Source organism: Bacillus sp. A260 (genome assembly GCF_009861435.1).
In the GTDB taxonomy this organism is placed as follows: Bacteria; Bacillota; Bacilli; order Bacillales; family Bacillaceae_G; genus Bacillus_A; species Bacillus_A cereus.
This window is the reverse complement of the sequence record NZ_CP046398.1, coordinates 4,556,128-4,577,657: the sequence shown is the minus strand read 5'-3', so window position 1 is coordinate 4,577,657 and position 21,530 is coordinate 4,556,128. Positions and strand designations below refer to the sequence as shown.

The window sequence follows — 21,530 nt, the reverse complement described above, 5'->3', positions numbered from 1 at the left end:
TAAGATGTTCGCTCGTTATTCTTCTTTTTTTATTAAAAGGGATGAAATAAGATCGATGCCAAAAATACCGACCAGTAACATTGGTATAACGACAAGCAAGTAACGTGTGAAGGAAACATTTTTTAAGTATGTATGAGCAAATAAAAAGACGCCGAGAAATAAAATACCATTTAAAATAGGCTTTACTAATTTTTTAGACATAAGCTCCCCCATAAATATCTTCTCTCTCTATTTGATAATAAAAAAACTCCTCTCTCCGTTGTATCATGCTGGAGAGAGGAGTTCAATCATTTCTCATTCAATGACACCAGAATTTGTAATATTTACGGTGTATTTTATATGAACCGGAACATCTTTATACATTTGTCTCCATTCTTCTAATTTGAATGGGCGATAATGTTGCTTATACTTTGCACCTAGCCCGAGAGGGTCGACGCCTAAAGATTTAAGTTGCTTAATTAACTTAGCAGCTTGTTTATCTAATTGTTTTTGGACATCTTTTTCAATGTTTTTTGTGTTCTTGTTATTTTCTAAGTTAATTTGTTTTGATAGTTCTTGAATACGTGCATCAAGACGAATGTTAATGAAAAAAGAAGGCTTTCCGTTTTTAATTTTTATATCGTAAGTTGGAACAGAACGAATATTATTAATCATTACGTACGCAGAATCTGTTTTAAATTCATGTGAATCTAATTTATGTTTCTCTAATAGTCCTTTAAATATGAACATATCTTTTTCCGCAATTTTACCGATATATTTATCTTTTTTAAAAAGGCCAATTCCGGTAATTTTTATTTTATCACCATGCTTCTTTAGAATGGGAATATAGTAGTCTTTTCCTTCTTGATAATAGCGAAATGCTCCTATATGTAGATTATCCGCTGGTAAAGGTCCGGTCTCCATGTTATGTTCTAGCAATTTTTTTATATAAATTGCAACGTTGTATGAAGTCGAATATTTGCCTTTTAAAAGTTCAGTACCATTCCCATCTAATAAAGCAGCATATAAAGCGTTCCCTATATTCACATCTCGAAGTAATGTATCGAATGAAGTAGACATTCCTGTTTTGGCAAGTCTTATTGTATATAGAGCGACACGCATTTGTCCGCTAGCAAATGGTTGAGAAGACTCTAAAGATGTGTCTGCTTTTACTTGTTTTACTGCATTTGCACTGCCTTCAAAAACTTGAACTTTATTTCCTTTTTTCTGAATGGGACAAACGAATGTCACTTTTACTTTATTATCTTTTGCGACATCAAAAACGCTTCCTTGAATAAGTTGTACATCATCGATAATATTTTTTTGTAAACATCCAATTAGACTGAAGAATGTTATACAAGAAATAAGTATTAATTTGCTTGTGCTTTTGATTTTTTCCATTTTCTTTTCACCCACACAATAATAAATAGGATTGGGATGTATACATAAATGAGCCAAAAACTAACTTTTGATACATTACTAATAAAGTTATTAATATCGTGTCTGTTGGTTAAAAGTTGCGAAACAATGAGAGTGATAAAGATAAAAGCAATTAAAATACCCCTTTGTTTTACACGGAATATTTCATGTGTTCCTCTCATTGACGCCCATAAAGGGAGGATGAAACTTGAAATAATAACGAGTGCATAGCCTGAAATTGCAATATATTCGAGTCTTTCTATAAATGGTAATTGAATGACTTGGGTCATAGAAAGTTGGGCCCATATCGTTTTTAACAATTGTTTTTCACTAAAAAATGCAAAGGCTAAAAGGGTGCTAAATAAATATAGAAGATTTGAAAATAGTGCTCCAAACTGAGCGTATTTATGAGATTGCATAGGCTTTTTCACAAATGGATACACCATGAGGTAAATTTCAAAACCGGTCATACTGTAGATTGACAGTTGAGCGGATTTTAAAATGTCTGAAAAAGAATGTGTGAATATAGGTAGTAAATTATCCCAATGTGAATATTTCAAAACGAATAAGCTTAGAAATAAGTATCCTAATGTACCACCAACAGAGATGACGCAAATACCGGTAATTACACGAAATCCAGAAGAGATAATGTAATAGCTAACTAAGCATAAAAAGAGTGTTAACATAAAGGTGGAAGCGGTAGGAAACATCCATACTTGAATAATTTCAACATATGTTCGGATGACCGAAATACTAACGATTAAAAAATAAGCCATAAAGATGATGCTAATGCCATTTCCTAGCCATTTTCCAAATGTTTGCCGATGTAAATCAACTAAATTCCCATTTGTTTCTTTTAATAAGACATACATCATCCATATAAGAATATGGATGAAAATTCCTGTGATTATAACTCCCATCCATCCGTCGTATCCAGCGGCCTTTGCGATGATTCGAGCGAATCCGAGAACTCCAGCACCAAACTGTGCACCGTGAATTAAGAAGAAAACAAAGATAGGAGATATTTGATATTTTTCTTGAACTTTACTCATCAATGCACCTCATTTCTCAATCATCAAAATCTGATCTATGTTTTGTTGAAATTCCTTTCGCTGCTTTTTTTACATGTTGTGGTCTTGCTTGCACATCTCTCGTATCAATCATTGTTAATGGAAAACGAATCCAAGAATCTTTAACTGATTGTTGCCTTGTCGGATAAAACAAAGCGTACGGCTTACGTAAGGAAGTAAGTCTAAAGAGATGAGTAAATAAAAAGATAAATCCAAGAGAAATCCCGAACAATCCGCCTATTTCTGCAAACATAAGAAAAGGAAAGCGTAGTAATCGAACAGCGTTCCCCATTTTATAAATAGGTGTAATAAAGGAAGCGAGTGCTGATAGTGCAACGATAATTAATAAAATGTTACTCGTTAACCCAGCTTGTACAGATGCTTGCCCGATTACGATACCGCCTACAATACCGAGTGTTTGCCCAACTTTCATCGGTAACCTTGCGCCGGCTTCTCTTAATAAATCAATTGCAAGTTCTAAAAAGAGCGCTTCAATTAAAGGTGGGAATGGTACTTGTGCCCTTGATAAAATCAAAGTTTCAAGTAAATCACTTGGAATAAGTTCATAATGATAATTTAAAACTGCAACGTATAACGGTGTAGCGCAAATTGAAAATAGAACGGCAATTAATCTTAAAATCCTTGAAAATGTAGCGTACATCCAGGAGACGTTATAGTCTTCTGGTGAAATGAAAAAATCGAAATAGGATACAGGTGTTAGTAAAACACTTGGAGAACCATCAACGAAAATAGCGATTTTTCCATCAATTAGTGCTTTTGTAACTCTATCAGTACGTTCTGTATTGATATAGAGAGGGAAAATCGATTTTTCACCCATTAATTCTTGTAAATAAGCACTATCATTAATTTGATCATATTCAAGAGCGCGTAATGACTCTTCTAGAAAATCTACATTATCTTTTTCAGCAAGGTTGTCTAAATACATCATGACAACTTTTGTTTTTGAAAACTCGCCAATAATCATTTCTTTTGTTTGTAAATCTAAAACAGGAAGACGTTTTCGAACTAAATTAATGTTTGTATCAATATCCTCTACGAAACCTTCTTGCGGACCAATAACAGTTGATTCGTTTAAAGGAGGGGTTGGTGCACGATAATTATCAATTGCAATGTTTGCAAGCATACATTTTTGATCTTGCTGATTCAATTGAATAATCGCATGCCCCTTTAAAACCATATCCTCAATTTTTTGTAAGTCGTTCGTAATTGTAATGCCGCTCATTGGAATATGTTCTTTCAGCTCTTCTAGTGAAGCATTAGGTCGTTCCAAAAGAGTAGGCATTAAATATTTTTGTAATTTCTCTCCATCAAGCGAAGGACGATAGTAAGAAATCCAATAAGGCATCGTTTCATCGTCGGATGTATGATAATTCACAAAATCACTAGATTTTTTCAGCTTCTCTATTAAATTTTGTAAAGAATGGATACGGTCTTTTTCTGGTTTCGTAAAATCATAAATACTATTACCTTTAGAGTTTTGTTGCTTACTTTGAGAAGGTTCATCTTGCTTAGCGTTTTGTTGTTTATCTTGAGACGAATCACCTTGTTTAGCACCTTGTTGTTTATCTTGAGAGGAATCCTCTTGTTTAGTACTTTGTTGCTTATCTTGAGAGGAATCATCCTGCTTAGAGTTTTGTTGCTTATCCTGAGAAGAGTCATCTTGTTTAGAGTTTTGTTGCTTATCCTGAGAGGAATCCTCTTGTTTAGCACTTTGTTGCTTATCTTGAGAGGAATCATCCTGTTTAGAGTTTTGTTGCTTATCCTGAGAAGGTTCATCTTGTTTAGCGCTTTGTTGCTTATCCTGAGAAGAATCTTTTTGTTTAGTACTTTGTTGCTTATCCTGAGAGGAATCCTCTTGTTTAGTACTTTGTTGCTTATCCTGAGAGGAATCCTCTTGTTTAGTACTTTGTTGCTTATCCTGAGAAGAATCTTTTTGTTTAGTACTTTGTTGCTTATCCTGAGAAGAATCTTTTTGTTCGTGATTTTTACCTTTATTATGTTTCATACTTCTAGTCTGTTCTTTGTTATCATCCTCTTCATTGTTAGAATGCTGCTCCTGATTATCTGTTTCGTTTGCTTCTGGTTTATTTGATTTTTTTTTCTTACGTAACCAATTCCAAATCATGTGTATACCCTCTTTAATCTTGTAATATAGTGCTATTTTGTGGCTAATTTTGTATATTATTCATTTATTTATGAAAAGAAGAAGGAGATTAGTTTGCATGGAAAAAAATCTTTAGTAAGCAGTTCATACTATAACGGGAAGAGGGAGAATCTGTGCAAATTGTAAAAAAGGAGAAGTTTGTTTTAAAAGGGTTTACGTTTGAAAATGGCAGGGAAATTCCTGTTCAAATGGGATACGAGACATATGGTACGTTAAATAGAGAAAGGTCAAATGTGATTTTGGTTTGTCATTATTTTAGTGCAACAAGTCATGCGGCAGGAAAATATACAGTGCATGATGAGGAGTCTGGTTGGTGGGATGGGCTCATTGGACCTGGAAAAGCAATTGATACAAATAAGTATTTTGTTATATGTACAGATAATCTTTGTAATGTGCAGGTGAGAAATCCATATGTGATTACAACAGGACCGAAATCGATTAATCCAGAAACTGGAGAAGAATATGCTATGGATTTTCCGGTTTTTACATTTCTTGATGTAGCTCGTATGCAATATGAGTTAATAAAAGGTATGGGAATTTCAAGGTTACACGCTGTAATTGGACCGTCGGCAGGGGGAATGATTGCACAACAATGGGCGGTTCACTATCCACATATGGTAGAGCGGATGATTGGCGTTATTACGAACCCACAAAATCCAATTATTACGTCAGTAAACGTAGCGCAAAATGCGATTGAAGCAATTCAACTGGATCCAAGTTGGAAAGGTGGAAAATATGGAGAAGAGCAGCCGATAAAGGGGCTTCATTTAGCAAATAGAATGATGTTTATGAACGCGTTTGATGAGCATTTTTATGAAATGGCATTTCCTCGTAATAGTATAGAGATAGAACCTTATGAAAAGTTTTCTACACTAACATCATTTGAAAAAGAGATAAATAAAGCGACATATAGAAGTATAGAGTTAGTAGATGCAAATTCATGGATGTATACTGCAAAGGCAGTTTTATTGCATGATATTGCACATGGTTCTTCTTCATTAGAAGAATCTCTTTCTAACATAGAAGCGAATGTACTTATGATTCCATGTAAACAAGATTTGCTTCAGCCGTCTCGTTACAACTATAAAATGGTAGATATTTTGCAAAAACAAGGGAAGTATGCGGAAGTGTATGAGATAGAAAGTATAAATGGGCATATGGCGGGAGCATTTGATATTCATTTATTTGAAAAGAAAGTTTATGAATTTTTAAATCGGAAAGTATCTAGTTTTGTTTAGAAGACAAATGATGGGGAAAAGGTGCAATGTTTGTAGTAGGCACCTTTTTTTACATGATTTGTAGACGGAAAATATATGTGGCAATTGCTATACCGAAGAATGCGATACTAAGCAATAGAAATAAGAATGACATTTCTTGGGGTGATTTTATTTTTTTAGTATTTTTCATACTAAGAGTAATAATTGCAGCGATTAAGAAAATGATGCCCATTATGAAAAGGGAAAGTGTCATTTTCATTGGCTCCTTTCATAAGACAAGTATATTGAGGATACAATGCAAGAGTTATGTTTGTAAAGAATAAGTTTTGCGAGAAAATTGAGAAATAGTTTTTCGATTCTTTGCGTTCTTTCTTTTGCGTGCTAAAATTGGTAGAGAATGTTTGTGAAAAAGAAACTAAAGGTTTTATTGTATATAAGGAGGAACTACATATGACAGAAGTTAAAACAATTACTACAGAAGAGGTACAAGAGCGTTTAGAAAATGGAGAAACGTTATTTTTAGTAGACGTAAGAGAAGATGAAGAAGTAGCGGCAGGAAAGATTCCAGAAGCTGTACATATTAAAATGGGCGATATCCCACATAAAGTAGATTTCTTTAATAAAGAGAATGAATATATCTTTATTTGTCGTTCAGGAATGCGCAGTGAAAATGTATGTCATTATTTAAATGAGCAAGGATTTAAAACAGTGAATATGGTTGGCGGTATGCTTCAATATGAAGGTGAAACGAAATAGTTAATAGTTAAAAACTTGAAACGAGTCTGTTTCAAGTTTTTTTCTTTTGCATACAGTATAAAAAGGAGGAGGGGTAAATGGGGATTAATTTGCGTAAAGTAAAAATTATTAATAATACAGGAGCTGTTAATGTCGGCGACTGTTATGATATCTCGCCTTTAGCTGTAGCAAAAGTATATGCAGGTGCTGGAGGGTCGAGTGCGGCTATTTTTTTAAATGGGAAAAGACAGCCAGAAGCAGTCATTAGAACATCAGTGTTTCTTCCGCCGTTAGCAACAAGTACACGTACATTAGGTTCATAGAGGAAAGGTAGAGTGTAATTATGCCTGCTCATATAAAAGAATTTGTTATTGTGAATAACACTGGGAATATATTTACCGGTGATAATTTGAGTGATACTTCATTTACTGCTTCGAAATCATATAGTGGTTCAATGGGGTGCACTTGGATTGATGTTGTTACAGTAATAGGGACGGAGACGAAGCTTTGTTTACAGCCGGGTGATTCGGTGACGACAACATATACAAGAGGCACTCCTGCTGGTACTGTAACAGGAGCAAATATGGGGCAAAATGTAAATACATCGAGTATAGCGCAAGCTGTCCCTAATACAGATAATATGGATTCAATTGCAGGACTCCCTTAAGAAATTAAGGGAGTTTTTATTATTTAAAATAAAAATAGTCTTGGAAATTATTTTTGTAAATAGATTAAGAAGAGGCTTATTTATTATGAAAAAGACGGTTTGTAGGCGGTGAAAGTGTGAAGAATCGTGATAATAATCGGAAGCAAAATTCGTTAAGCTCTAATTTTAGAATTCCACCCGAACTTATTGGGCCTACTTTCCCCCCTGTTCCAACTGGGTTTACAGGTATAGGGATTACTGGTCCAACCGGTCCACAAGGCCCAACAGGACCTCAAGGACCAAGAGGATTACAAGGTCCGATGGGGGAGATGGGCCCGACAGGACCTCAAGGTGTGCAAGGGATACAAGGATCAGTTGGGCCAATAGGTGCAACTGGACCAGAAGGACAGCAGGGCCCACAAGGATTGAGAGGACCACAAGGAGAAACTGGAGCGACAGGACCGGGGGGTGTGCAAGGGTTACAAGGTCCGATTGGTCCAACGGGAGCGACTGGGGCACAAGGTATACAAGGGATACAGGGATTACAGGGGCCAATTGGAGCGACGGGACCTGAGGGACCTCAAGGGATTCAAGGCGTCCAAGGGTTACCGGGTGTAACTGGTCCACAAGGAATACAAGGAGCACAAGGGATACAAGGAACACAAGGACCGAGTGGAAATACAGGTGCAACCGGAGCAACTGGTCAGGGGATAACAGGCCCGACTGGAATAACAGGTCCAACTGGGATAACTGGACCATCTGGAGGACCTCCTGGTCCGACGGGGCCGACTGGTGCGACAGGTCCGGGTGGCGGACCGAGTGGAAGTACAGGTGCGACTGGAGCAACGGGGAATACTGGGGCTACAGGAAGTACAGGGGTAACAGGAGCAACGGGAAGTACAGGTCCGACTGGAAGTACGGGAGCACAGGGCTTGCAAGGAATCCAAGGGATTCAAGGACCAATTGGGCCAACAGGTCCAGAAGGTTCGCAGGGTATTCAAGGTATTCCTGGTCCGACGGGAGTAACTGGTGAACAAGGAATACAAGGAGTTCAAGGTATTCAAGGGGCAACGGGAGCAACAGGAGATCAAGGTCCACAAGGTATACAGGGGGTTATAGGGCCACAAGGGGTAACAGGGGCCACAGGAGATCAAGGTCCACAAGGTATACAAGGAGTACCAGGGCCATCAGGAGAAACAGGGCCACAGGGAGTTCAAGGGATACAAGGTCCGATGGGTGATATAGGACCAACAGGTCCAGAAGGCCCAGAGGGACTGCAGGGCCCGCAAGGAATACAAGGTGTGCCAGGGCCAGTTGGAGCGACGGGTCCAGAGGGTCCACAGGGGATACAAGGCATTCAAGGACCGGTAGGAGCAACAGGCCCACAAGGCCCACAAGGAATTCAGGGAATACAAGGTGTGCAAGGGATAACGGGAGCAACAGGAGTACAAGGAGCAACTGGAATTCAAGGGATACAAGGGGAAATAGGAGCAACGGGTCCAGGGGGGCCACAAGGAGTGCAAGGTGCTCAAGGGGCGATTGGTCCAACCGGTCCGATGGGGCCACAAGGAGTGCAAGGAGTACAAGGAATTCAAGGAGCGACGGGTGCACAAGGAGTGCAAGGTCCACAAGGAATTCAAGGAATCCAAGGTCCGACGGGGGCAACAGGAGATATGGGAGCAACTGGGGCGACAGGGGAAGGCACTACAGGCCCAACAGGAGTAACTGGTCCAACAGGGGTAACAGGCCCGTCTGGAGGACCAGCAGGACCGACCGGCCCAACGGGGCCATCAGGTCCGGCGGGAGTAACTGGTCCATCTGGTGGACCACCTGGCCCGACAGGAGCAACCGGGGCGACAGGAGTAACAGGAGATACTGGGGCGACAGGCTCAACTGGAGTGACAGGAGCGACAGGAGAAACGGGAGCAACCGGAGTGACGGGTTTACAGGGTCCGCAAGGAATCCAAGGTGTGCAGGGAGAGATAGGTCCAACAGGGCCACAAGGTGTTCAAGGTCCTCAAGGAATTCAAGGAGTAACGGGGGCCACAGGAGATCAAGGTCCGCAAGGGATTCAAGGCCCACAAGGCGACATAGGTCCAACTGGCCCACAAGGAATTCAAGGCCCACAAGGTTCTCAAGGAATCCAAGGAGCGACAGGGGGAACAGGAGCACAAGGCCCACAGGGAATCCAAGGTCCGCAAGGTGACATAGGTCCGACTGGGTCACAAGGTCCAACTGGAATCCAAGGGATACAAGGAGAGATAGGTCCAACCGGCCCAGAAGGCCCAGAGGGACTGCAGGGCCCGCAAGGAATACAAGGTGTTCAAGGGCCAGTTGGAGCAACGGGTCCAGAGGGTCCTCAGGGAATACAAGGCATTCAAGGAGTGCAAGGAGCAACCGGCCCACAAGGTCCACAAGGAATACAGGGAATACAAGGTGTGCAAGGGATAACGGGAGCAACTGGAGCACAAGGAGCAACTGGAATTCAAGGGATACAAGGGGAAATAGGAGCAACCGGTCCAGAGGGGCCCCAAGGAGTGCAAGGAATACAAGGGGCGATTGGTCCAACCGGTCCGATGGGCGCACAAGGAGTGCAAGGAATACAAGGGATTCAAGGAGCAACAGGTGCACAAGGAGTGCAAGGACCACAAGGAATTCAAGGAGTGCAAGGTCCGACGGGAGCAACAGGAGATACGGGGGCAACCGGAGCGACGGGAGAAGGAACTACCGGTCCAACAGGAGTAACCGGTCCAACAGGGGTGACTGGCCCGTCAGGAGGACCAGCAGGACCGACCGGTCCAACGGGGCCATCAGGTCCGGCAGGAGTGACAGGTCCATCAGGTGGACCACCTGGGCCGACAGGAGCAACAGGTGCGACAGGAGTAACAGGAGATACCGGGGCGACAGGCTCAACTGGAGTGACAGGAGCGACAGGAGCAACGGGAGCAACCGGAGTGACGGGTTTACAGGGCCCGCAAGGAATCCAAGGTGTTCAAGGAGAGATAGGTCCAACCGGTCCACAGGGTATTCAAGGTCCCCAAGGAATCCAAGGAGTAACGGGGGCAACCGGAGCACAAGGTCCCCAAGGAATTCAAGGCCCACAAGGCGACATAGGTCCAACCGGCCCCCAAGGAATTCAAGGTCCACAAGGTCCTCAAGGAATCCAAGGAGCGACAGGGGCAACCGGGGCACAAGGCCCACAGGGAATCCAAGGTCCGCAAGGTGATATAGGCCCGACCGGCCCACAAGGCCCCCAAGGAATTCAAGGCCCGCAAGGAATTCAAGGTCCGACGGGAGCAACAGGATCAACCGGAGCGACAGGCCCACAAGGGATTCAAGGCCCACAAGGAATCCAAGGCCCGCAAGGAATTCAAGGTCCAACGGGAGCAACAGGATCAACCGGAGCGACAGGGCCACAAGGAATTCAAGGGCCACAAGGAATCCAAGGCCCGCAAGGAATTCAAGGTCCAACGGGAGCAACAGGATCAACCGGAGCGACAGGGCCACAAGGAATTCAAGGCCCGCAAGGAATCCAAGGAGTAACGGGGGCAACAGGAGCAACCGGTTCACAAGGTCCAACTGGAGATACAGGTCCAACCGGAGCTGGAGCCACTGGAGCGACCGGGGCGACTGGAGTTAGTACAACTGCAACGTATGCATTTGCGAATAATACATCAGGAACCGCTATTTCCGTTTTATTAGGTGGTACGAATGTACCATTACCGAACAATCAAAATATTGGTCCAGGAATAACCGTTAGTGGTGGAAATACTGTATTTACAGTTGCGAATGCAGGAAATTATTATATAGCTTATACAATTAATTTAACGGCAGGATTAGTTGTAAGTTCTCGTATAACTGTAAATGGCAGTCCGCTTGCGGGAACGATAAACGCTCCGACAGTGGCTACTGGTTCATTTAGTGCAACAATAATCGCTAACTTGCCTGCTGGAGCTGCTGTTAGCTTACAGTTATTTGGAGTAGTTGCAGTAGCTACATTATCTACAGCAACGCCAGGGGCTACCCTAACTATTATTAGATTAAGTTAATAAGCAGAAAACCTTGAAACTTTTATGTTTCAAGGTTTTTTTATCTTTGTATTTGTAAGTAAACCTCGTTAACCAGGGGAGTGGATCCCCTCTAATTATTTAAAGTTTCACATTATTCTCTTGAGCAAAAACATCGCAGTTCGAAAATATATTATAATAGAATGAAAAGAAAGAAATTTGGCAGAAAGGGAGGGTGGCGATGCAGGAGATGGTTAAAGATTTTTTTGGACGCCCACTTCAAGATTTACGTATATCTGTCATTGATCGTTGCAATTTTAGATGTACATATTGTATGCCAGCGGAAATATTTGGGTCAGATTATGCTTTTTTGAAAGATGAGTTTTTACTAACTTTTGATGAAATTGAGCGTTTGGCAAAATTATTTGTTAACATTGGTGTACGAAAAATTAGAATTACTGGCGGTGAGCCACTACTTCGTAAAGATTTAAAAAAACTTATTGCACGTCTTGTGAAAATTGATGGGCTAATAGATATAGGGTTAACGACAAATGCCGTACATTTAACGAAACAAGCGAAGGCATTAAAAGAAGCTGGATTACATAGAGTGAATGTTAGTTTAGATGCAATAGATGACGACATATTTAAGAATATTAATGGTCGAAATATTAATACGAAACCGGTAATTAAGGGAATTATAGCAGCTAAAGAGGCGGGGCTGGAAGTAAAGGTAAATATGGTTGTGAAAAAAGGGATGAACGATCATCAAGTACTTCCGATGGCTGCGTATTTTAAAGAGCAAGGAATCACGCTTCGGTTTATTGAGTTTATGGATGTTGGTAGTACAAATGGGTGGAATTTTGATCAAGTCGTTACAAAACGAGAATTGATTGAGATGATTCATAAGATGGATCCACTTGAGCCAGCTGAAGCGCATTACTTTGGTGAAGTTGCGAAGCGATATCGGTACGTTGGAACAAATGTTGAAGTTGGTTTTATTACATCTGTTTCTGAGTCATTTTGTGTCTCTTGTACGAGGGCGAGAATTTCGGCAGATGGAAAGTTTTATGCGTGCTTATTTGCGACAGAGGGTTTGGATGTAAGAGAACTTCTTAGAGGAAATCTTTCGGATGAGGAGTTATTAAGTGTTATACAAGATGTATGGATGAATAGAAAAGATAGGTATTCGGATGAACGAACAGAAGAAAGTGCAAAAAATCGTCCGAAAATCGAAATGTCTTATATAGGAGGATAAGAAAGGGGGCTATCGCATGCAGGAGCGATATTCAAGACAAATATTATTTTCTGGTGTTGGAGAAGAAGGACAGAGAAAAATAAGAGAGAAGCATGTGCTTATTATTGGTGCTGGTGCTCTCGGTGCGGCAAATGCAGAAGCGATTGTTAGAGCAGGTGTTGGAAAAGTAACGATTGCTGATCGTGATTATGTAGAATGGAGTAATTTACAAAGACAACAACTATATACAGAAGAAGATGCAAAGCAGTATAAACCGAAGGCGATAGCGGCTGCAGAACATTTAAAAGCGATTAATTCTGAGGTGGAAATAAATCCGGTTGTGACGGATGTAACGGTGCAAGAAATGGAAGAATTAGTGAATGATGTAGATTTAATATTAGATGCGACAGATAATTTTGAAACGCGTCTTCTTATTAATGATATTTCACAAAAGTATAATATTCCGTGGATATATGGTGGGTGTGTCGGAAGCTACGGAGTAACGTATACAATTTTACCAGGGAAAACACCGTGTTTTCGCTGTTTAATGGAGCATCCAGCGAGCGGTGCAACATGTGACACAGCTGGTATTATACAACCGGCAGTACAATTAGTAGTTGCGCATCAAACTACGGAAGCGCTGAAAATATTAGTAGAAGACTTTGGTGCGCTTCGTGAAACGATGTTATCGTTTGATCTTTGGAATAATCAACAGATGGCATTTAAAGTGAATAGGCAGAAAAAAGATACTTGTTTATCTTGCGGAAGGTTACGTACATATCCGAGTTTAACATTTGAAGGACAAACGAAAACAGAAGTGTTATGTGGGCGGAATACAGTACAAATTCGCCCGGGTGTGCGGAAGAATTTTAATTTAGAAGAAATTAAAAAACGCTTACAAAGAAGCGTAGAGATAAAGGCGACACCTTATTTATTATCATTTCCGGTAGAAGAATATCGTTTTGTTTTATTTACAGATGGCAGGGCGTTCATTCATGGGACGAATGATATGAATGTAGCGAAAAGTTTATATGCAAGATATATAGGTTGAACCTAAAGGAAACCCTTTAGGCTCAACGGAGAGAGGATTATGAATTTCTCGTATAATCTCCACTTTTTCCACCTGTTTTTTCAAGTAAGTACGTTTCACCGATAATCATACCTTTATCGACAGCTTTACACATATCATACACAGTAAGAGCGGTAGCGGAAGCAGCTGTTAAAGCTTCCATTTCAACACCGGTGCTACCTTCTGTTTTAACTTTTACTTCAATGAGTAAACGATATTGTTCTTCTGATTGTTTCCAATCGAAAGAAACGTCAACACCTTTTAATAATAAAGGGTGGCACATTGGGATAATATCAGAAGTACGTTTCGCGGCCATAATGCCTGCGATTTGCGCAACTGCTAATACGTCACCTTTCCCAATTTCATTGTGAGAGATTTTATCGTAAATTTCTTTCGTAACGACAATGCTAGAGCACGCAATTGCTGTTCGAACGGTTGCTTTTTTTTCGCTTATATCAACCATTTTTGCGCGTCCTTGGTCATTGAAATGTGTAAATGAAGACATGGAATTCCTCCTTGAAGTAATTTCTATTGAATATATAAAGTTTAATCGAGATAAAAAAAATTGCAAATATGAGGTGAGAAACGATGGTAGAAAAACGAATTCCAATTCAAGTTGCTGAGGCAGTAGAACGGGTAATGAAATATGCGAAGCATGGTGAAGTAGAAGAAATTTCTATTACGGAAAGTTACGGGAGAATTCTCGGGGAAGATGTTGTCTCAGATCATGACGTTCCTCATTTTGATCGTTCCCCTTACGATGGTTTCGCCATTCGAGCAGAAGATACGAAAGAAGCAACTCAAGAGAATCCAGTTGAATTTGAAGTAATAGGAGAAATCGGGGCGGGTTCCGTTTTTTTAGAGGAAGTAGGAGCTTTTGAAGCAATTCGCATTATGACAGGAGCAGCTATTCCAGAAGATTGCAATGCAGTCGTAATGCTAGAGCTGACAGAAGGGTTTGAGAAGAACGGGAAAACATATATGAAGTTAAAACGCCCTTTTAATAACGGTGACAATGTGTCGTTTAAAGGAGAAGATATAAAACAAAATCAAGTTCTCGTTAAGAAAGGTGTTGCAATTAATCCAGGTGTTGCGGCCTTACTAGCAACGTTTGGATATAGCACGGTGAAAGTTGTAAAACAGCCTGTTGTCGGTATTGTAACGACAGGAAGTGAATTATTAGAAGTACATGAGCCGTTAGAACCGGGGAAAATTAGAAATAGTAACTCGTATATGATCGCAGCTCAAATTATGAAAGCTGGCGGGAAAGTTCGTTATTATGGTCAACTCGCGGATGAGTTAGATGCATGTTTTACAGCTGTTCAATCAGCGATGGATGAGGTCGACATTTTAATTACAACAGGCGGTGTATCAGTAGGAGATTATGACTACTTACCAGCTATTTATGAAAGATTACAGGCAAATGTACTCTTTAATAAGATAGCCATGAGGCCCGGAAGTGTAACGACAGTAGCTGAAGTTGATGGAAAGTTACTCTTTGGTTTATCAGGAAATCCGTCTGCTTGTTATGTAGGCTTTGAATTATTTGTGCATCCAATTATAAAAACGTATTTGTATGCGAAGGAACCTCACGTATATAGAGCGGATGCTATTTTACAAAAAGATTTTCCGAAGCCAAATCCATTTACTCGTTTCGTAAGAGCGAACGTAACAATTGTGGATGGGGCGTTACAAGCGATGCCGGTTGGTTTAGATAAATCGAGTGCGGTATCTTCACTTGCAGATGCGAATGCTTTTATCGTGTTACCCGGAGGAACGAGAGGATTTGAGACCGGAATGAAAGTATCCGTATTATTGTTAGAGCACTCTGAGGGATGTGAGTGGCCATGGGCGAAGCCCCTTCAATCTTACAAATAGTAGGGTATCAAAATAGCGGAAAAACGACACTTGTAGAGAAAATTGTGCATGCATTAGCCGAAAGCGAAATGAAAGTTGCTACAATTAAACATCACGGGCACGGAGGTTTTCCAGAAGTAGCGCAAAAAGATAGCGAAAGACACCGTAAAGCTGGTGCTGTCGTAAGTAGTGTAGAAGGTGCTGGATTACTTTCACTTTCTTCACTAAGAAAGAAATGGTCCTTGCAAGAAATTATTCGCTTATATGAGTTTTTTAAAGTGGATACAATTTTAATAGAGGGCTATAAAAAAGAGAACTACCCGAAAGTAGTGTTACTTCGTTCTGCGGAAGATGCTGAGCTTTTACATAAAGTAGAAAATATAGTGGCGGTTATTACGTGGTATGATGTCCCAGTAAATATACGAGAAGAATATAAAGTATTTCATATAACAGAAGAAGAGTTGTACATAGACTGGTTTTTACAAACGGTTAGGAGTGCGAAATGACAAATACATATTATGAAGTAATTGATACAGAAATCTCGATTGAAGAGGTAACGAAGAAAGTAATTCGACGTGAATGCGGTGCTGTTACAACATTTATTGGAACGGTTAGAGAGTTTACGAAAGGGCGTCGTACATTATACTTAGAATATGTCGCTTATAAAACGATGGCAGAAAAGATGCTAGAGAAAATCGGATTAGAAGTGAAAGAGAAATGGCCAGGTACACACGTTGCGATTACACATCGCATCGGTACGTTGCAAATTTCTGATATAGCGGTTGTTGTTGCTGTTTCAACACCACACCGTAAAGCGGCTTATGAAGCGAACGAATATATTATGGAACGCATAAAACAAATTGTTCCGATTTGGAAAAAGGAGTTTTGGGAAGATGGTGACTCATGGATTGGTGATCAATTAGAAAAAACACCATATCCGGCGGGAGAGCCTGGGAAGGAGCTATAAGTATGATTCGAGTATTGTTATTTGCGCACTTGCAAGAAGAAGCAGGGACAAGTGAATTACAAATAGAGAAAGAAAATATTACGGTTGCACAGTTAAAAGATGTTGTTGCGAACGAATATAATGTACCAGTTTCAGAGCCAATTATGGTTGCGATTAATGAAGAATATGCAAATGAAGATGACAGGGTCCAATCTGGTGATGTTGTTGCACTAATCCCACCAGTGAGCGGTGGTTAATATTGGATTCATTAAAACGACTTTCCTATATAGGGAAAGTCGTTTTTTTATGGCAGTTTTGAGAACACTAATCTATAGAACAAGGAGGGAATTATGAAAAAAATATGTGTAGTTATGACAATGCTATGTGCGTCTTTTTTCTCTTCTCCAAGTGATTCTTTCGCGAAAGAATCAAGAGAACAGCTTTTAGAGAGTGCATTATCAAATAGGTACTATTCAGTTATTAGACAAGTGACAGAAGATCAATATGAATGTGCTTCAGTCATAAATATAAAGCGTCTCGGCAAGAAAGATGAATTTGTTCCTAGGTATGAAGTGAAGCTACAATTTCTTACATTTCAAGGAGCGCATAATCCCCCGAACGATAAAGTTACGCTTACTTTGGAAGACCATTTAGATCACGTAAAGATAAAGAAAGTGGAGCGAGAAAAGAATGTTTCTGACGCTATTGCAGAAAAAGTTTGTGAACGGGAAAAAGAAAAAATAAAAGCTCACTCTAATGACTTAGAGTGATAACCTATGCATTTAGTAAAGAAAGGTAATGAGTGATGGATATATTTTTAGCGATTTTACCAGCTATATTTTGGGGAAGTATTGTGCTATTTAACGTAAAACTGGGCGGGGGACCGTATAGTCAAACGCTCGGAACAACGTTTGGAGCACTTATTTTCTCAATTGTTGTTTATATTTTTATGAAGCCAGTATTAACACCTACCGTTATCGGAGTTGGAGTTGTGTCAGGTTTATTTTGGGCGCTTGGTCAGGCAAATCAATTGAAAAGTATTGATTTAATGGGTGTTTCGAGGACGATGCCAATTTCAACAGGACTTCAATTAGTCGCGACGACTTTATTTGGCGTTATCGTATTTCATGAATGGTCCACGACAATATCGGTCGTCCTTGGGATTTTAGCGCTCGTTTGTATTATTATCGGTGTTATTTTAACATCGCTTCAAAGTGAAGAAGAAAAGAATGCAGAGCAAGCAGCAAACTTTAAAAGAGGTATCGTAATTTTATTAATTTCAACAGTCGGCTATTTAGTTTACGTAGTAGTGATTAGACTATTTAACGTAGATGGTTGGTCAGCTTTGTTGCCACAAGCAGTTGGTATGGTGTTAGGTGGGATTTTGCTTACCTTTAAACATCATCCATTTAATAAATATGCAATCCGAAATATTATTCCAGGATTAATTTGGGCAGCTGGAAATATGTTTTTATTCATTTCGCAGCCGCGTGTTGGAGTCGCAACAAGTTTCTCGCTATCGCAAATGGGAATTATTATTTCCACGCTTGGTGGGATCCTTATATTAGGTGAAAAGAAAACGAAACGTCAATTAACGGGTATCGTTGTCGGTATTGTTTTTATTATCGCAGCCGGAATTATGTTAGGTATAGCCAAAAGTTAAAGGAGGTATGGAAATGTATAGTGATTTAGCAGGGAAAGTTGTCGTTATTACAGGATCAGCAACTGGTCTTGGAAGAGCGATGGGAGTGAGGTTTGCTAAGGAAAAAGCGAAAGTGGTTATTAATTATCGCTCACGAGAATCAGAAGCGAATGATGTGTTAGAAGAAATTAAAAAGGTAGGCGGCGAAGCGATTGCTGTAAAAGGTGATGTAACCGTCGAATCAGATGTTGTGAATCTCATTCAATCTGCTGTGAAAGAGTTTGGTACGCTTGACGTTATGATTAATAATGCAGGGATAGAAAACGCGGTACCGTCGCATGAAATGCCGCTTGAAGATTGGAATAGGGTAATTAATACAAATTTAACAGGTGTTTTTTTAGGAAGTCGTGAAGCGATTAAATATTTTGTAGAACATGATATTAAAGGTTCTGTCATTAATATGTCTAGTGTTCATGAGAAAATTCCGTGGCCACTATTTGTGCACTATGCAGCAAGTAAGGGTGGCATTAAACTGATGACAGAAACGTTAGCGCTAGAGTATGCACCAAAAGGTATTCGAGTAAATAATATAGGACCAGGTGCAATTAATACGCCAATCAATGCAGAAAAGTTTGCTGATCCTAAAAAACGTGCTGACGTAGAAAGTATGATACCTATGGGCTATATTGGAAAACCTGAAGAAATCGCAGCAGTAGCAACTTGGCTTGCTTCATCAGAGGCGAGTTACGTAACGGGAATTACGCTATTTGCAGATGGTGGAATGACGTTATATCCATCGTTTCAAGCTGGGCGTGGGTAATATAAAAGGACGAAGAGATAAAACTCTTCGTCCTTTTTTTACAAAAAAAAATAGCGGCCAGCTATTTTAAATTTAGTGATTAATTGTATCTTGAAGAAATTCTGTTGCTTGATGTTCAGAAACATTTTGTACGAGTGCAACTTCACTGATCATCATTTTTCGGGCGTTATCTAGCATTTGTTTTTCACTCGCATTTAAAGTTCTCTCTTTATTGCGGCGAAGTAAATCCCGAACAACTTCTGCGCTATCTTGTAAATTGCCGTTTTTCATTTTTTCCATATTCATTGTATATCTTTGTTTCCATGAGAGTGATGTGTCTGACTCCCCGTTTTGAAATTCAAGAAGTATATCATCTAACGTACCTCGATCAACGATATAACGAATACCTGATTTTTTTAATTGATCCATCGGAAGCATTACTTGCATATCTTTACTAATGATGCGTATCACACAATATTGACGTGAAGTACCTAATATTTCTTTCTCTTCAATTGCTTCGATGATTCCTGCACCGTGCATTGGATAAACGATTTTATCACCAATTTGAAACAAATCATCCACCTCCATATGTGGTAACCACTTTTAATGATAACATACGTATGTAAAAATGTCAAATTTTATATAATAACATAATATTTATATTCGAGTCAATAAGATAAAGTGCTTTTTTTGTATTTTTTCGGGTTTTATTTATAGTGATTTTTTTAGAAAAATAGTACAGGTGAAGAAAGAAGGCATATCCACTTATTTTTAAGCATAAAATGTAAAAGCGCTAATACAATATACCTAAATCCGTTCTTTGCAAAGGAGGGAGAGAAGGTGGGGCGCACAATAAAAATTGATATTACAAATAAAGTTGTAGCTAAATTTAGACCAAATTATTTGGAATTATATACGAGTAAATTTATGATAGGTAAGTTTTATGTCTATACTGAAGATAAAAAATATGTGTTAGAAGACGGATATATATATGAGAATGGAAAGTTTTATCGCATCATAGATACGCACCGTGGCAATAATCAAGCGGCGGAGGGCTGCGATCTAGGATGGTGTTAACATGATTCGTGTGAAAGTTTTTGATGAAAGTCACGAAAAAGACTTAGAAGACGCTGTGAATGTGTTTTTGAAAAAGATTGATGATAGCAACTTTGTAGATATTAAGTATCAAGTTGGTGTTTCTATTAACGACGATGAAAACCAAATTTATTGTTTTTCAGCAATGATCGTTTATAAAGCATAAAAAAGAGCTGGCTCACCCAGCTCTTTTTTATGTTTTATGTTGGGACAACATGTGTCGGTAATACGTTCATAATAGATTGGGTTGTGCCTAATTTCTTTGTCGTTAAAAGAGGCTCCCCTGTTTCATGGTTTTGGGCATCTTTACACATACCAAGGTGATAACGATCACCTAAAAATGGATCAATATAAAAACCGTTTTTGAATACTTTATCATTTGGATGTTTTTCATGATGAATATCAGAGCAGTTAATGCAATAGAACATCGCTTTCATCCCCTTTTTATTTTTGTTTGAAAAAAGTGAGTCGGTAGTCATTTCGCTCCTGAGGAAATGTTGAGGAGAAGAGAAATAACTACCTACTCAAATGGTGGGCATATTCCTTCTGACTTTGTCATATCTCGCGTATTGTCCCTTGAGGGAAGGAGGAGAGACGAAGTACGCATGATATAAGTAAGGCGCTTCTTTCAATATGAATGATGGAGTTTCATGTTGAGAGAAGTTTTTATTTTGTATTGCCTTTGTGAGTATATTATGAGGAAATGCTAAGAGGGTGTTTGTCCTGTTGAAAAAATGTTGAGAATTTCTCAACAGTAAAAGAATTAGCGTTGACATGAAACTAAAAGGTGTTATATTATCAAAGTATAACCAAAAGGTGTTATGTTATAACGCCGAGTAAAGGAGAATGAAAATGGAACAACAAAATACATTAAATGATATTAAACAAACAATCGTTTTTAACGCGTCTATTCAAAAGGTATGGAGTGTAGTATCAACTGCAGAAGGGATTGCGTCATGGTTTATGCCAAATGATTTTGTATTAGAGGTAGGACATGAATTTCATGTGCAATCACCATTTGGGCCATCACCATGTAAAGTATTAGAAATTGATGAACCAAACCATTTATCTTTCTCATGGGATACAGATGGCTGGGTTGTTTCATTTGATTTGAAAGACTTAGGAGATAACAAAACAGAATTTACGTTAATTCACGGCGGCTGGAAACATCCTGATGAAATTCTTCCGAAAGCAAATGCGAAGAGCTCTATTATTCGCGATAGAATGAGCGGTGGTTGGGTAGCGATTGTAAATGAAAAACTGAAAAAGGTTGTCGAAGGCTAAGTGTCCTCGTCAGCAGCGAAATATGATGTATTTCAAGCAATTGCTGATCCAACCCGCCGAGAAGTAATACGGTTATTAAGTGACAAAGAGTTACCGATTTCCAAAATAACGGATCATTTTCCGATGAGTCGTACTGCGGTTGTAAAGCACCTTCATATTCTTTCAGAAGCGAATTTAGTAAGTGGAAGAAAAAGCGGAAGAGAGAAGATATATCGTTTGCATCCAGAACCATTAGAAGAATTACAACAATGGCTCTCGTATTATGAACGTTTTTGGGATAATAAATTATCCATGCTGAAACATATTGTGGAGAATGAAGAATAAAAAAGGATGACCAAAATGGTCA

The 21,530-nt window shown here is 39.4% G+C and carries 26 protein-coding genes; 18 read left to right on the top strand and 8 right to left on the bottom strand.

Annotation, left to right across the window (positions count from 1 at the left end; translation table 11 throughout):
• Window positions 1-15 precede the first annotated feature (15 nt).
• From GD442_RS23245 to GD442_RS23230, 4 genes are all read right to left on the bottom strand, one after another.
• Window positions 16-201 (bottom strand): hypothetical protein, encoded by a 186-nt coding sequence (locus GD442_RS23245; RefSeq protein WP_000038781.1) that lies wholly within the window; start codon window positions 199-201, stop codon window positions 16-18.
• Between the two features lie 93 nt (window positions 202-294).
• Window positions 295-1,380: a spore germination protein GerHC gene (gene gerHC / locus GD442_RS23240; RefSeq protein WP_000411388.1), complete on the bottom strand. Its 1,086-nt coding sequence runs from the start codon at window positions 1,378-1,380 to the stop codon at window positions 295-297.
• A complete protein-coding gene (locus GD442_RS23235; RefSeq protein WP_000049053.1) occupies window positions 1,350-2,450 on the bottom strand; it encodes a spore germination protein in 1,101 nt (366 codons plus the stop codon). The genes gerHC and GD442_RS23235 overlap by 31 nt, the downstream gene beginning before the upstream one ends.
• 16 nt (window positions 2,451-2,466) lie before the next feature.
• Complete coding sequence (locus GD442_RS23230; protein WP_075676845.1) at window positions 2,467-4,614, bottom strand: spore germination protein; 2,148 nt, start codon at window positions 4,612-4,614, stop codon at window positions 2,467-2,469.
• A gap of 152 nt (window positions 4,615-4,766) precedes the next feature.
• Here GD442_RS23230 and GD442_RS23225 point away from each other — a divergent pair, with 152 nt between their 5' ends.
• A complete protein-coding gene (locus GD442_RS23225; RefSeq protein ID WP_086692064.1) occupies window positions 4,767-5,891 on the top strand; it encodes a homoserine O-acetyltransferase family protein in 1,125 nt (374 codons plus the stop codon).
• A gap of 49 nt (window positions 5,892-5,940) precedes the next feature.
• Here the strand turns inward: GD442_RS23225 and GD442_RS23220 are convergent, their stop codons facing one another.
• Complete coding sequence (locus GD442_RS23220) at window positions 5,941-6,123, bottom strand: hypothetical protein (RefSeq protein ID WP_000175905.1); 183 nt, start codon at window positions 6,121-6,123, stop codon at window positions 5,941-5,943.
• A 197-nt stretch (window positions 6,124-6,320) separates the two neighbouring features.
• Here GD442_RS23220 and GD442_RS23215 point away from each other — a divergent pair, with 197 nt between their 5' ends.
• From GD442_RS23215 to GD442_RS23190, 6 genes are all read left to right on the top strand, one after another.
• Window positions 6,321-6,626, top strand: a complete 306-nt coding sequence (locus tag GD442_RS23215; protein WP_000141207.1) for a rhodanese-like domain-containing protein — start codon at window positions 6,321-6,323, stop codon at window positions 6,624-6,626.
• A 77-nt stretch (window positions 6,627-6,703) separates the two neighbouring features.
• Window positions 6,704-6,928 (top strand): spore germination protein, encoded by a 225-nt coding sequence (locus GD442_RS23210; protein WP_000512463.1) that lies wholly within the window; start codon window positions 6,704-6,706, stop codon window positions 6,926-6,928.
• A 20-nt stretch (window positions 6,929-6,948) separates the two neighbouring features.
• On the top strand, window positions 6,949-7,272 hold the full coding sequence (locus tag GD442_RS23205) for a hypothetical protein (RefSeq protein ID WP_001110848.1): 324 nt from the start codon (window positions 6,949-6,951) through the stop codon (window positions 7,270-7,272).
• Between the two features lie 116 nt (window positions 7,273-7,388).
• Window positions 7,389-11,300, top strand: coding sequence for a BclA-related collagen-like exosporium protein (locus tag GD442_RS23200; protein WP_159365210.1), 3,912 nt, complete (start codon window positions 7,389-7,391; stop codon window positions 11,298-11,300).
• Window positions 11,301-11,499: 199 nt separating this feature from the next.
• On the top strand, window positions 11,500-12,513 hold the full coding sequence (moaA, locus tag GD442_RS23195) for a GTP 3',8-cyclase MoaA (RefSeq protein WP_086692070.1): 1,014 nt from the start codon (window positions 11,500-11,502) through the stop codon (window positions 12,511-12,513).
• A 16-nt stretch (window positions 12,514-12,529) separates the two neighbouring features.
• Window positions 12,530-13,543: a molybdopterin-synthase adenylyltransferase MoeB gene (locus GD442_RS23190; protein WP_086692073.1), complete on the top strand. Its 1,014-nt coding sequence runs from the start codon at window positions 12,530-12,532 to the stop codon at window positions 13,541-13,543.
• A 37-nt stretch (window positions 13,544-13,580) separates the two neighbouring features.
• On the opposite strand, the gene moaC is transcribed toward GD442_RS23190, so the two are convergent.
• Window positions 13,581-14,066, bottom strand: a complete 486-nt coding sequence (moaC, locus tag GD442_RS23185; RefSeq protein WP_000094159.1) for a cyclic pyranopterin monophosphate synthase MoaC — start codon at window positions 14,064-14,066, stop codon at window positions 13,581-13,583.
• An 83-nt stretch (window positions 14,067-14,149) separates the two neighbouring features.
• Here moaC and moeA point away from each other — a divergent pair, with 83 nt between their 5' ends.
• The 7 genes from moeA to GD442_RS23150 all read left to right on the top strand — a co-directional run bounded on the left by moeA (window position 14,150) and on the right by GD442_RS23150 (window position 18,826).
• Window positions 14,150-15,439 (top strand): molybdopterin molybdotransferase MoeA, encoded by a 1,290-nt coding sequence (gene moeA / locus GD442_RS23180; protein ID WP_000229690.1) that lies wholly within the window; start codon window positions 14,150-14,152, stop codon window positions 15,437-15,439.
• Window positions 15,409-15,924 carry a molybdopterin-guanine dinucleotide biosynthesis protein B gene (mobB, locus tag GD442_RS23175; protein WP_000503325.1) on the top strand — a complete coding sequence of 172 codons (516 nt, stop codon included), beginning with the start codon at window positions 15,409-15,411 and terminating at the stop codon, window positions 15,922-15,924. The genes moeA and mobB overlap by 31 nt, the downstream gene beginning before the upstream one ends.
• The gene (gene moaE / locus GD442_RS23170; RefSeq protein ID WP_000185942.1) at window positions 15,921-16,385 is read left to right on the top strand and encodes a molybdopterin synthase catalytic subunit MoaE; all 465 of its coding nucleotides are present in this window, start codon (window positions 15,921-15,923) and stop codon (window positions 16,383-16,385) included. Before mobB ends, moaE begins: the two co-directional genes overlap by 4 nt.
• A gap of 2 nt (window positions 16,386-16,387) precedes the next feature.
• Window positions 16,388-16,621 carry a molybdopterin converting factor subunit 1 gene (gene moaD / locus GD442_RS23165; protein ID WP_000621778.1) on the top strand — a complete coding sequence of 78 codons (234 nt, stop codon included), beginning with the start codon at window positions 16,388-16,390 and terminating at the stop codon, window positions 16,619-16,621.
• A 93-nt stretch (window positions 16,622-16,714) separates the two neighbouring features.
• Entirely contained in the window at window positions 16,715-17,134 is a 420-nt protein-coding gene (locus GD442_RS23160; RefSeq protein ID WP_000717684.1) for a DUF3888 domain-containing protein, read from the top strand.
• Window positions 17,135-17,169: 35 nt separating this feature from the next.
• The gene (glcU, locus tag GD442_RS23155) at window positions 17,170-18,027 is read left to right on the top strand and encodes a glucose uptake protein GlcU (RefSeq protein WP_000350861.1); all 858 of its coding nucleotides are present in this window, start codon (window positions 17,170-17,172) and stop codon (window positions 18,025-18,027) included.
• 13 nt (window positions 18,028-18,040) lie between these two features.
• Window positions 18,041-18,826 carry a glucose 1-dehydrogenase gene (locus GD442_RS23150; protein ID WP_098992696.1) on the top strand — a complete coding sequence of 262 codons (786 nt, stop codon included), beginning with the start codon at window positions 18,041-18,043 and terminating at the stop codon, window positions 18,824-18,826.
• 72 nt (window positions 18,827-18,898) lie between these two features.
• Here GD442_RS23150 and GD442_RS23145 read toward each other — a convergent pair whose 3' ends face one another.
• Window positions 18,899-19,393 (bottom strand): CarD family transcriptional regulator, encoded by a 495-nt coding sequence (locus tag GD442_RS23145; RefSeq protein ID WP_000451445.1) that lies wholly within the window; start codon window positions 19,391-19,393, stop codon window positions 18,899-18,901.
• A gap of 252 nt (window positions 19,394-19,645) precedes the next feature.
• Between GD442_RS23145 and GD442_RS23140 the strand changes: the two genes are divergently transcribed.
• Window positions 19,646-19,882 carry a DUF2553 family protein gene (locus GD442_RS23140; RefSeq protein ID WP_000533804.1) on the top strand — a complete coding sequence of 79 codons (237 nt, stop codon included), beginning with the start codon at window positions 19,646-19,648 and terminating at the stop codon, window positions 19,880-19,882.
• A 1-nt stretch (window position 19,883) separates the two neighbouring features.
• Window positions 19,884-20,066, top strand: coding sequence for a sporulation protein Cse60 (locus GD442_RS23135; RefSeq protein WP_000621751.1), 183 nt, complete (start codon window positions 19,884-19,886; stop codon window positions 20,064-20,066).
• Between the two features lie 34 nt (window positions 20,067-20,100).
• Here the strand turns inward: GD442_RS23135 and GD442_RS23130 are convergent, their stop codons facing one another.
• Window positions 20,101-20,328 (bottom strand): DUF3973 domain-containing protein, encoded by a 228-nt coding sequence (locus tag GD442_RS23130; protein WP_000498989.1) that lies wholly within the window; start codon window positions 20,326-20,328, stop codon window positions 20,101-20,103.
• 424 nt (window positions 20,329-20,752) lie between these two features.
• On the opposite strand from GD442_RS23130, the gene GD442_RS23125 reads away from it, so the two are divergent.
• Together GD442_RS23125 and GD442_RS23120 are read left to right on the top strand one after the other, a co-directional pair.
• Window positions 20,753-21,184: an SRPBCC family protein gene (locus GD442_RS23125; RefSeq protein ID WP_000437765.1), complete on the top strand. Its 432-nt coding sequence runs from the start codon at window positions 20,753-20,755 to the stop codon at window positions 21,182-21,184.
• Entirely contained in the window at window positions 21,185-21,508 is a 324-nt protein-coding gene (locus GD442_RS23120) for an ArsR/SmtB family transcription factor (RefSeq protein WP_000098837.1), read from the top strand.
• Window positions 21,509-21,530: the final 22 nt, after the last annotated feature.

Coding starts and splice junctions, on each gene's coding strand:
- GD442_RS23245 (WP_000038781.1), bottom strand. CDS start 201: ATGTCTAAAAAATTAGTAAAGCCTATTTTAAATGGTATTTTATTTCTC.
- gerHC (WP_000411388.1), bottom strand. CDS start 1,380: ATGGAAAAAATCAAAAGCACAAGCAAATTAATACTTATTTCTTGTATA.
- GD442_RS23235 (WP_000049053.1), bottom strand. CDS start 2,450: ATGAGTAAAGTTCAAGAAAAATATCAAATATCTCCTATCTTTGTTTTC.
- GD442_RS23230 (WP_075676845.1), bottom strand. CDS start 4,614: ATGATTTGGAATTGGTTACGTAAGAAAAAAAAATCAAATAAACCAGAA.
- GD442_RS23220 (WP_000175905.1), bottom strand. CDS start 6,123: ATGACACTTTCCCTTTTCATAATGGGCATCATTTTCTTAATCGCTGCA.
- GD442_RS23215 (WP_000141207.1), top strand. CDS start 6,321: ATGACAGAAGTTAAAACAATTACTACAGAAGAGGTACAAGAGCGTTTA.
- GD442_RS23210 (WP_000512463.1), top strand. CDS start 6,704: ATGGGGATTAATTTGCGTAAAGTAAAAATTATTAATAATACAGGAGCT.
- GD442_RS23205 (WP_001110848.1), top strand. CDS start 6,949: ATGCCTGCTCATATAAAAGAATTTGTTATTGTGAATAACACTGGGAAT.
- moaA (WP_086692070.1), top strand. CDS start 11,500: ATGCAGGAGATGGTTAAAGATTTTTTTGGACGCCCACTTCAAGATTTA.
- GD442_RS23190 (WP_086692073.1), top strand. CDS start 12,530: ATGCAGGAGCGATATTCAAGACAAATATTATTTTCTGGTGTTGGAGAA.
- moaC (WP_000094159.1), bottom strand. CDS start 14,066: ATGTCTTCATTTACACATTTCAATGACCAAGGACGCGCAAAAATGGTT.
- moeA (WP_000229690.1), top strand. CDS start 14,150: ATGGTAGAAAAACGAATTCCAATTCAAGTTGCTGAGGCAGTAGAACGG.
- mobB (WP_000503325.1), top strand. CDS start 15,409: ATGGGCGAAGCCCCTTCAATCTTACAAATAGTAGGGTATCAAAATAGC.
- moaE (WP_000185942.1), top strand. CDS start 15,921: ATGACAAATACATATTATGAAGTAATTGATACAGAAATCTCGATTGAA.
- moaD (WP_000621778.1), top strand. CDS start 16,388: ATGATTCGAGTATTGTTATTTGCGCACTTGCAAGAAGAAGCAGGGACA.
- GD442_RS23160 (WP_000717684.1), top strand. CDS start 16,715: ATGAAAAAAATATGTGTAGTTATGACAATGCTATGTGCGTCTTTTTTC.
- glcU (WP_000350861.1), top strand. CDS start 17,170: ATGGATATATTTTTAGCGATTTTACCAGCTATATTTTGGGGAAGTATT.
- GD442_RS23150 (WP_098992696.1), top strand. CDS start 18,041: ATGTATAGTGATTTAGCAGGGAAAGTTGTCGTTATTACAGGATCAGCA.
- GD442_RS23145 (WP_000451445.1), bottom strand. CDS start 19,393: ATGGAGGTGGATGATTTGTTTCAAATTGGTGATAAAATCGTTTATCCA.
- GD442_RS23135 (WP_000621751.1), top strand. CDS start 19,884: ATGATTCGTGTGAAAGTTTTTGATGAAAGTCACGAAAAAGACTTAGAA.
- GD442_RS23130 (WP_000498989.1), bottom strand. CDS start 20,328: ATGTTCTATTGCATTAACTGCTCTGATATTCATCATGAAAAACATCCA.
- GD442_RS23125 (WP_000437765.1), top strand. CDS start 20,753: ATGGAACAACAAAATACATTAAATGATATTAAACAAACAATCGTTTTT.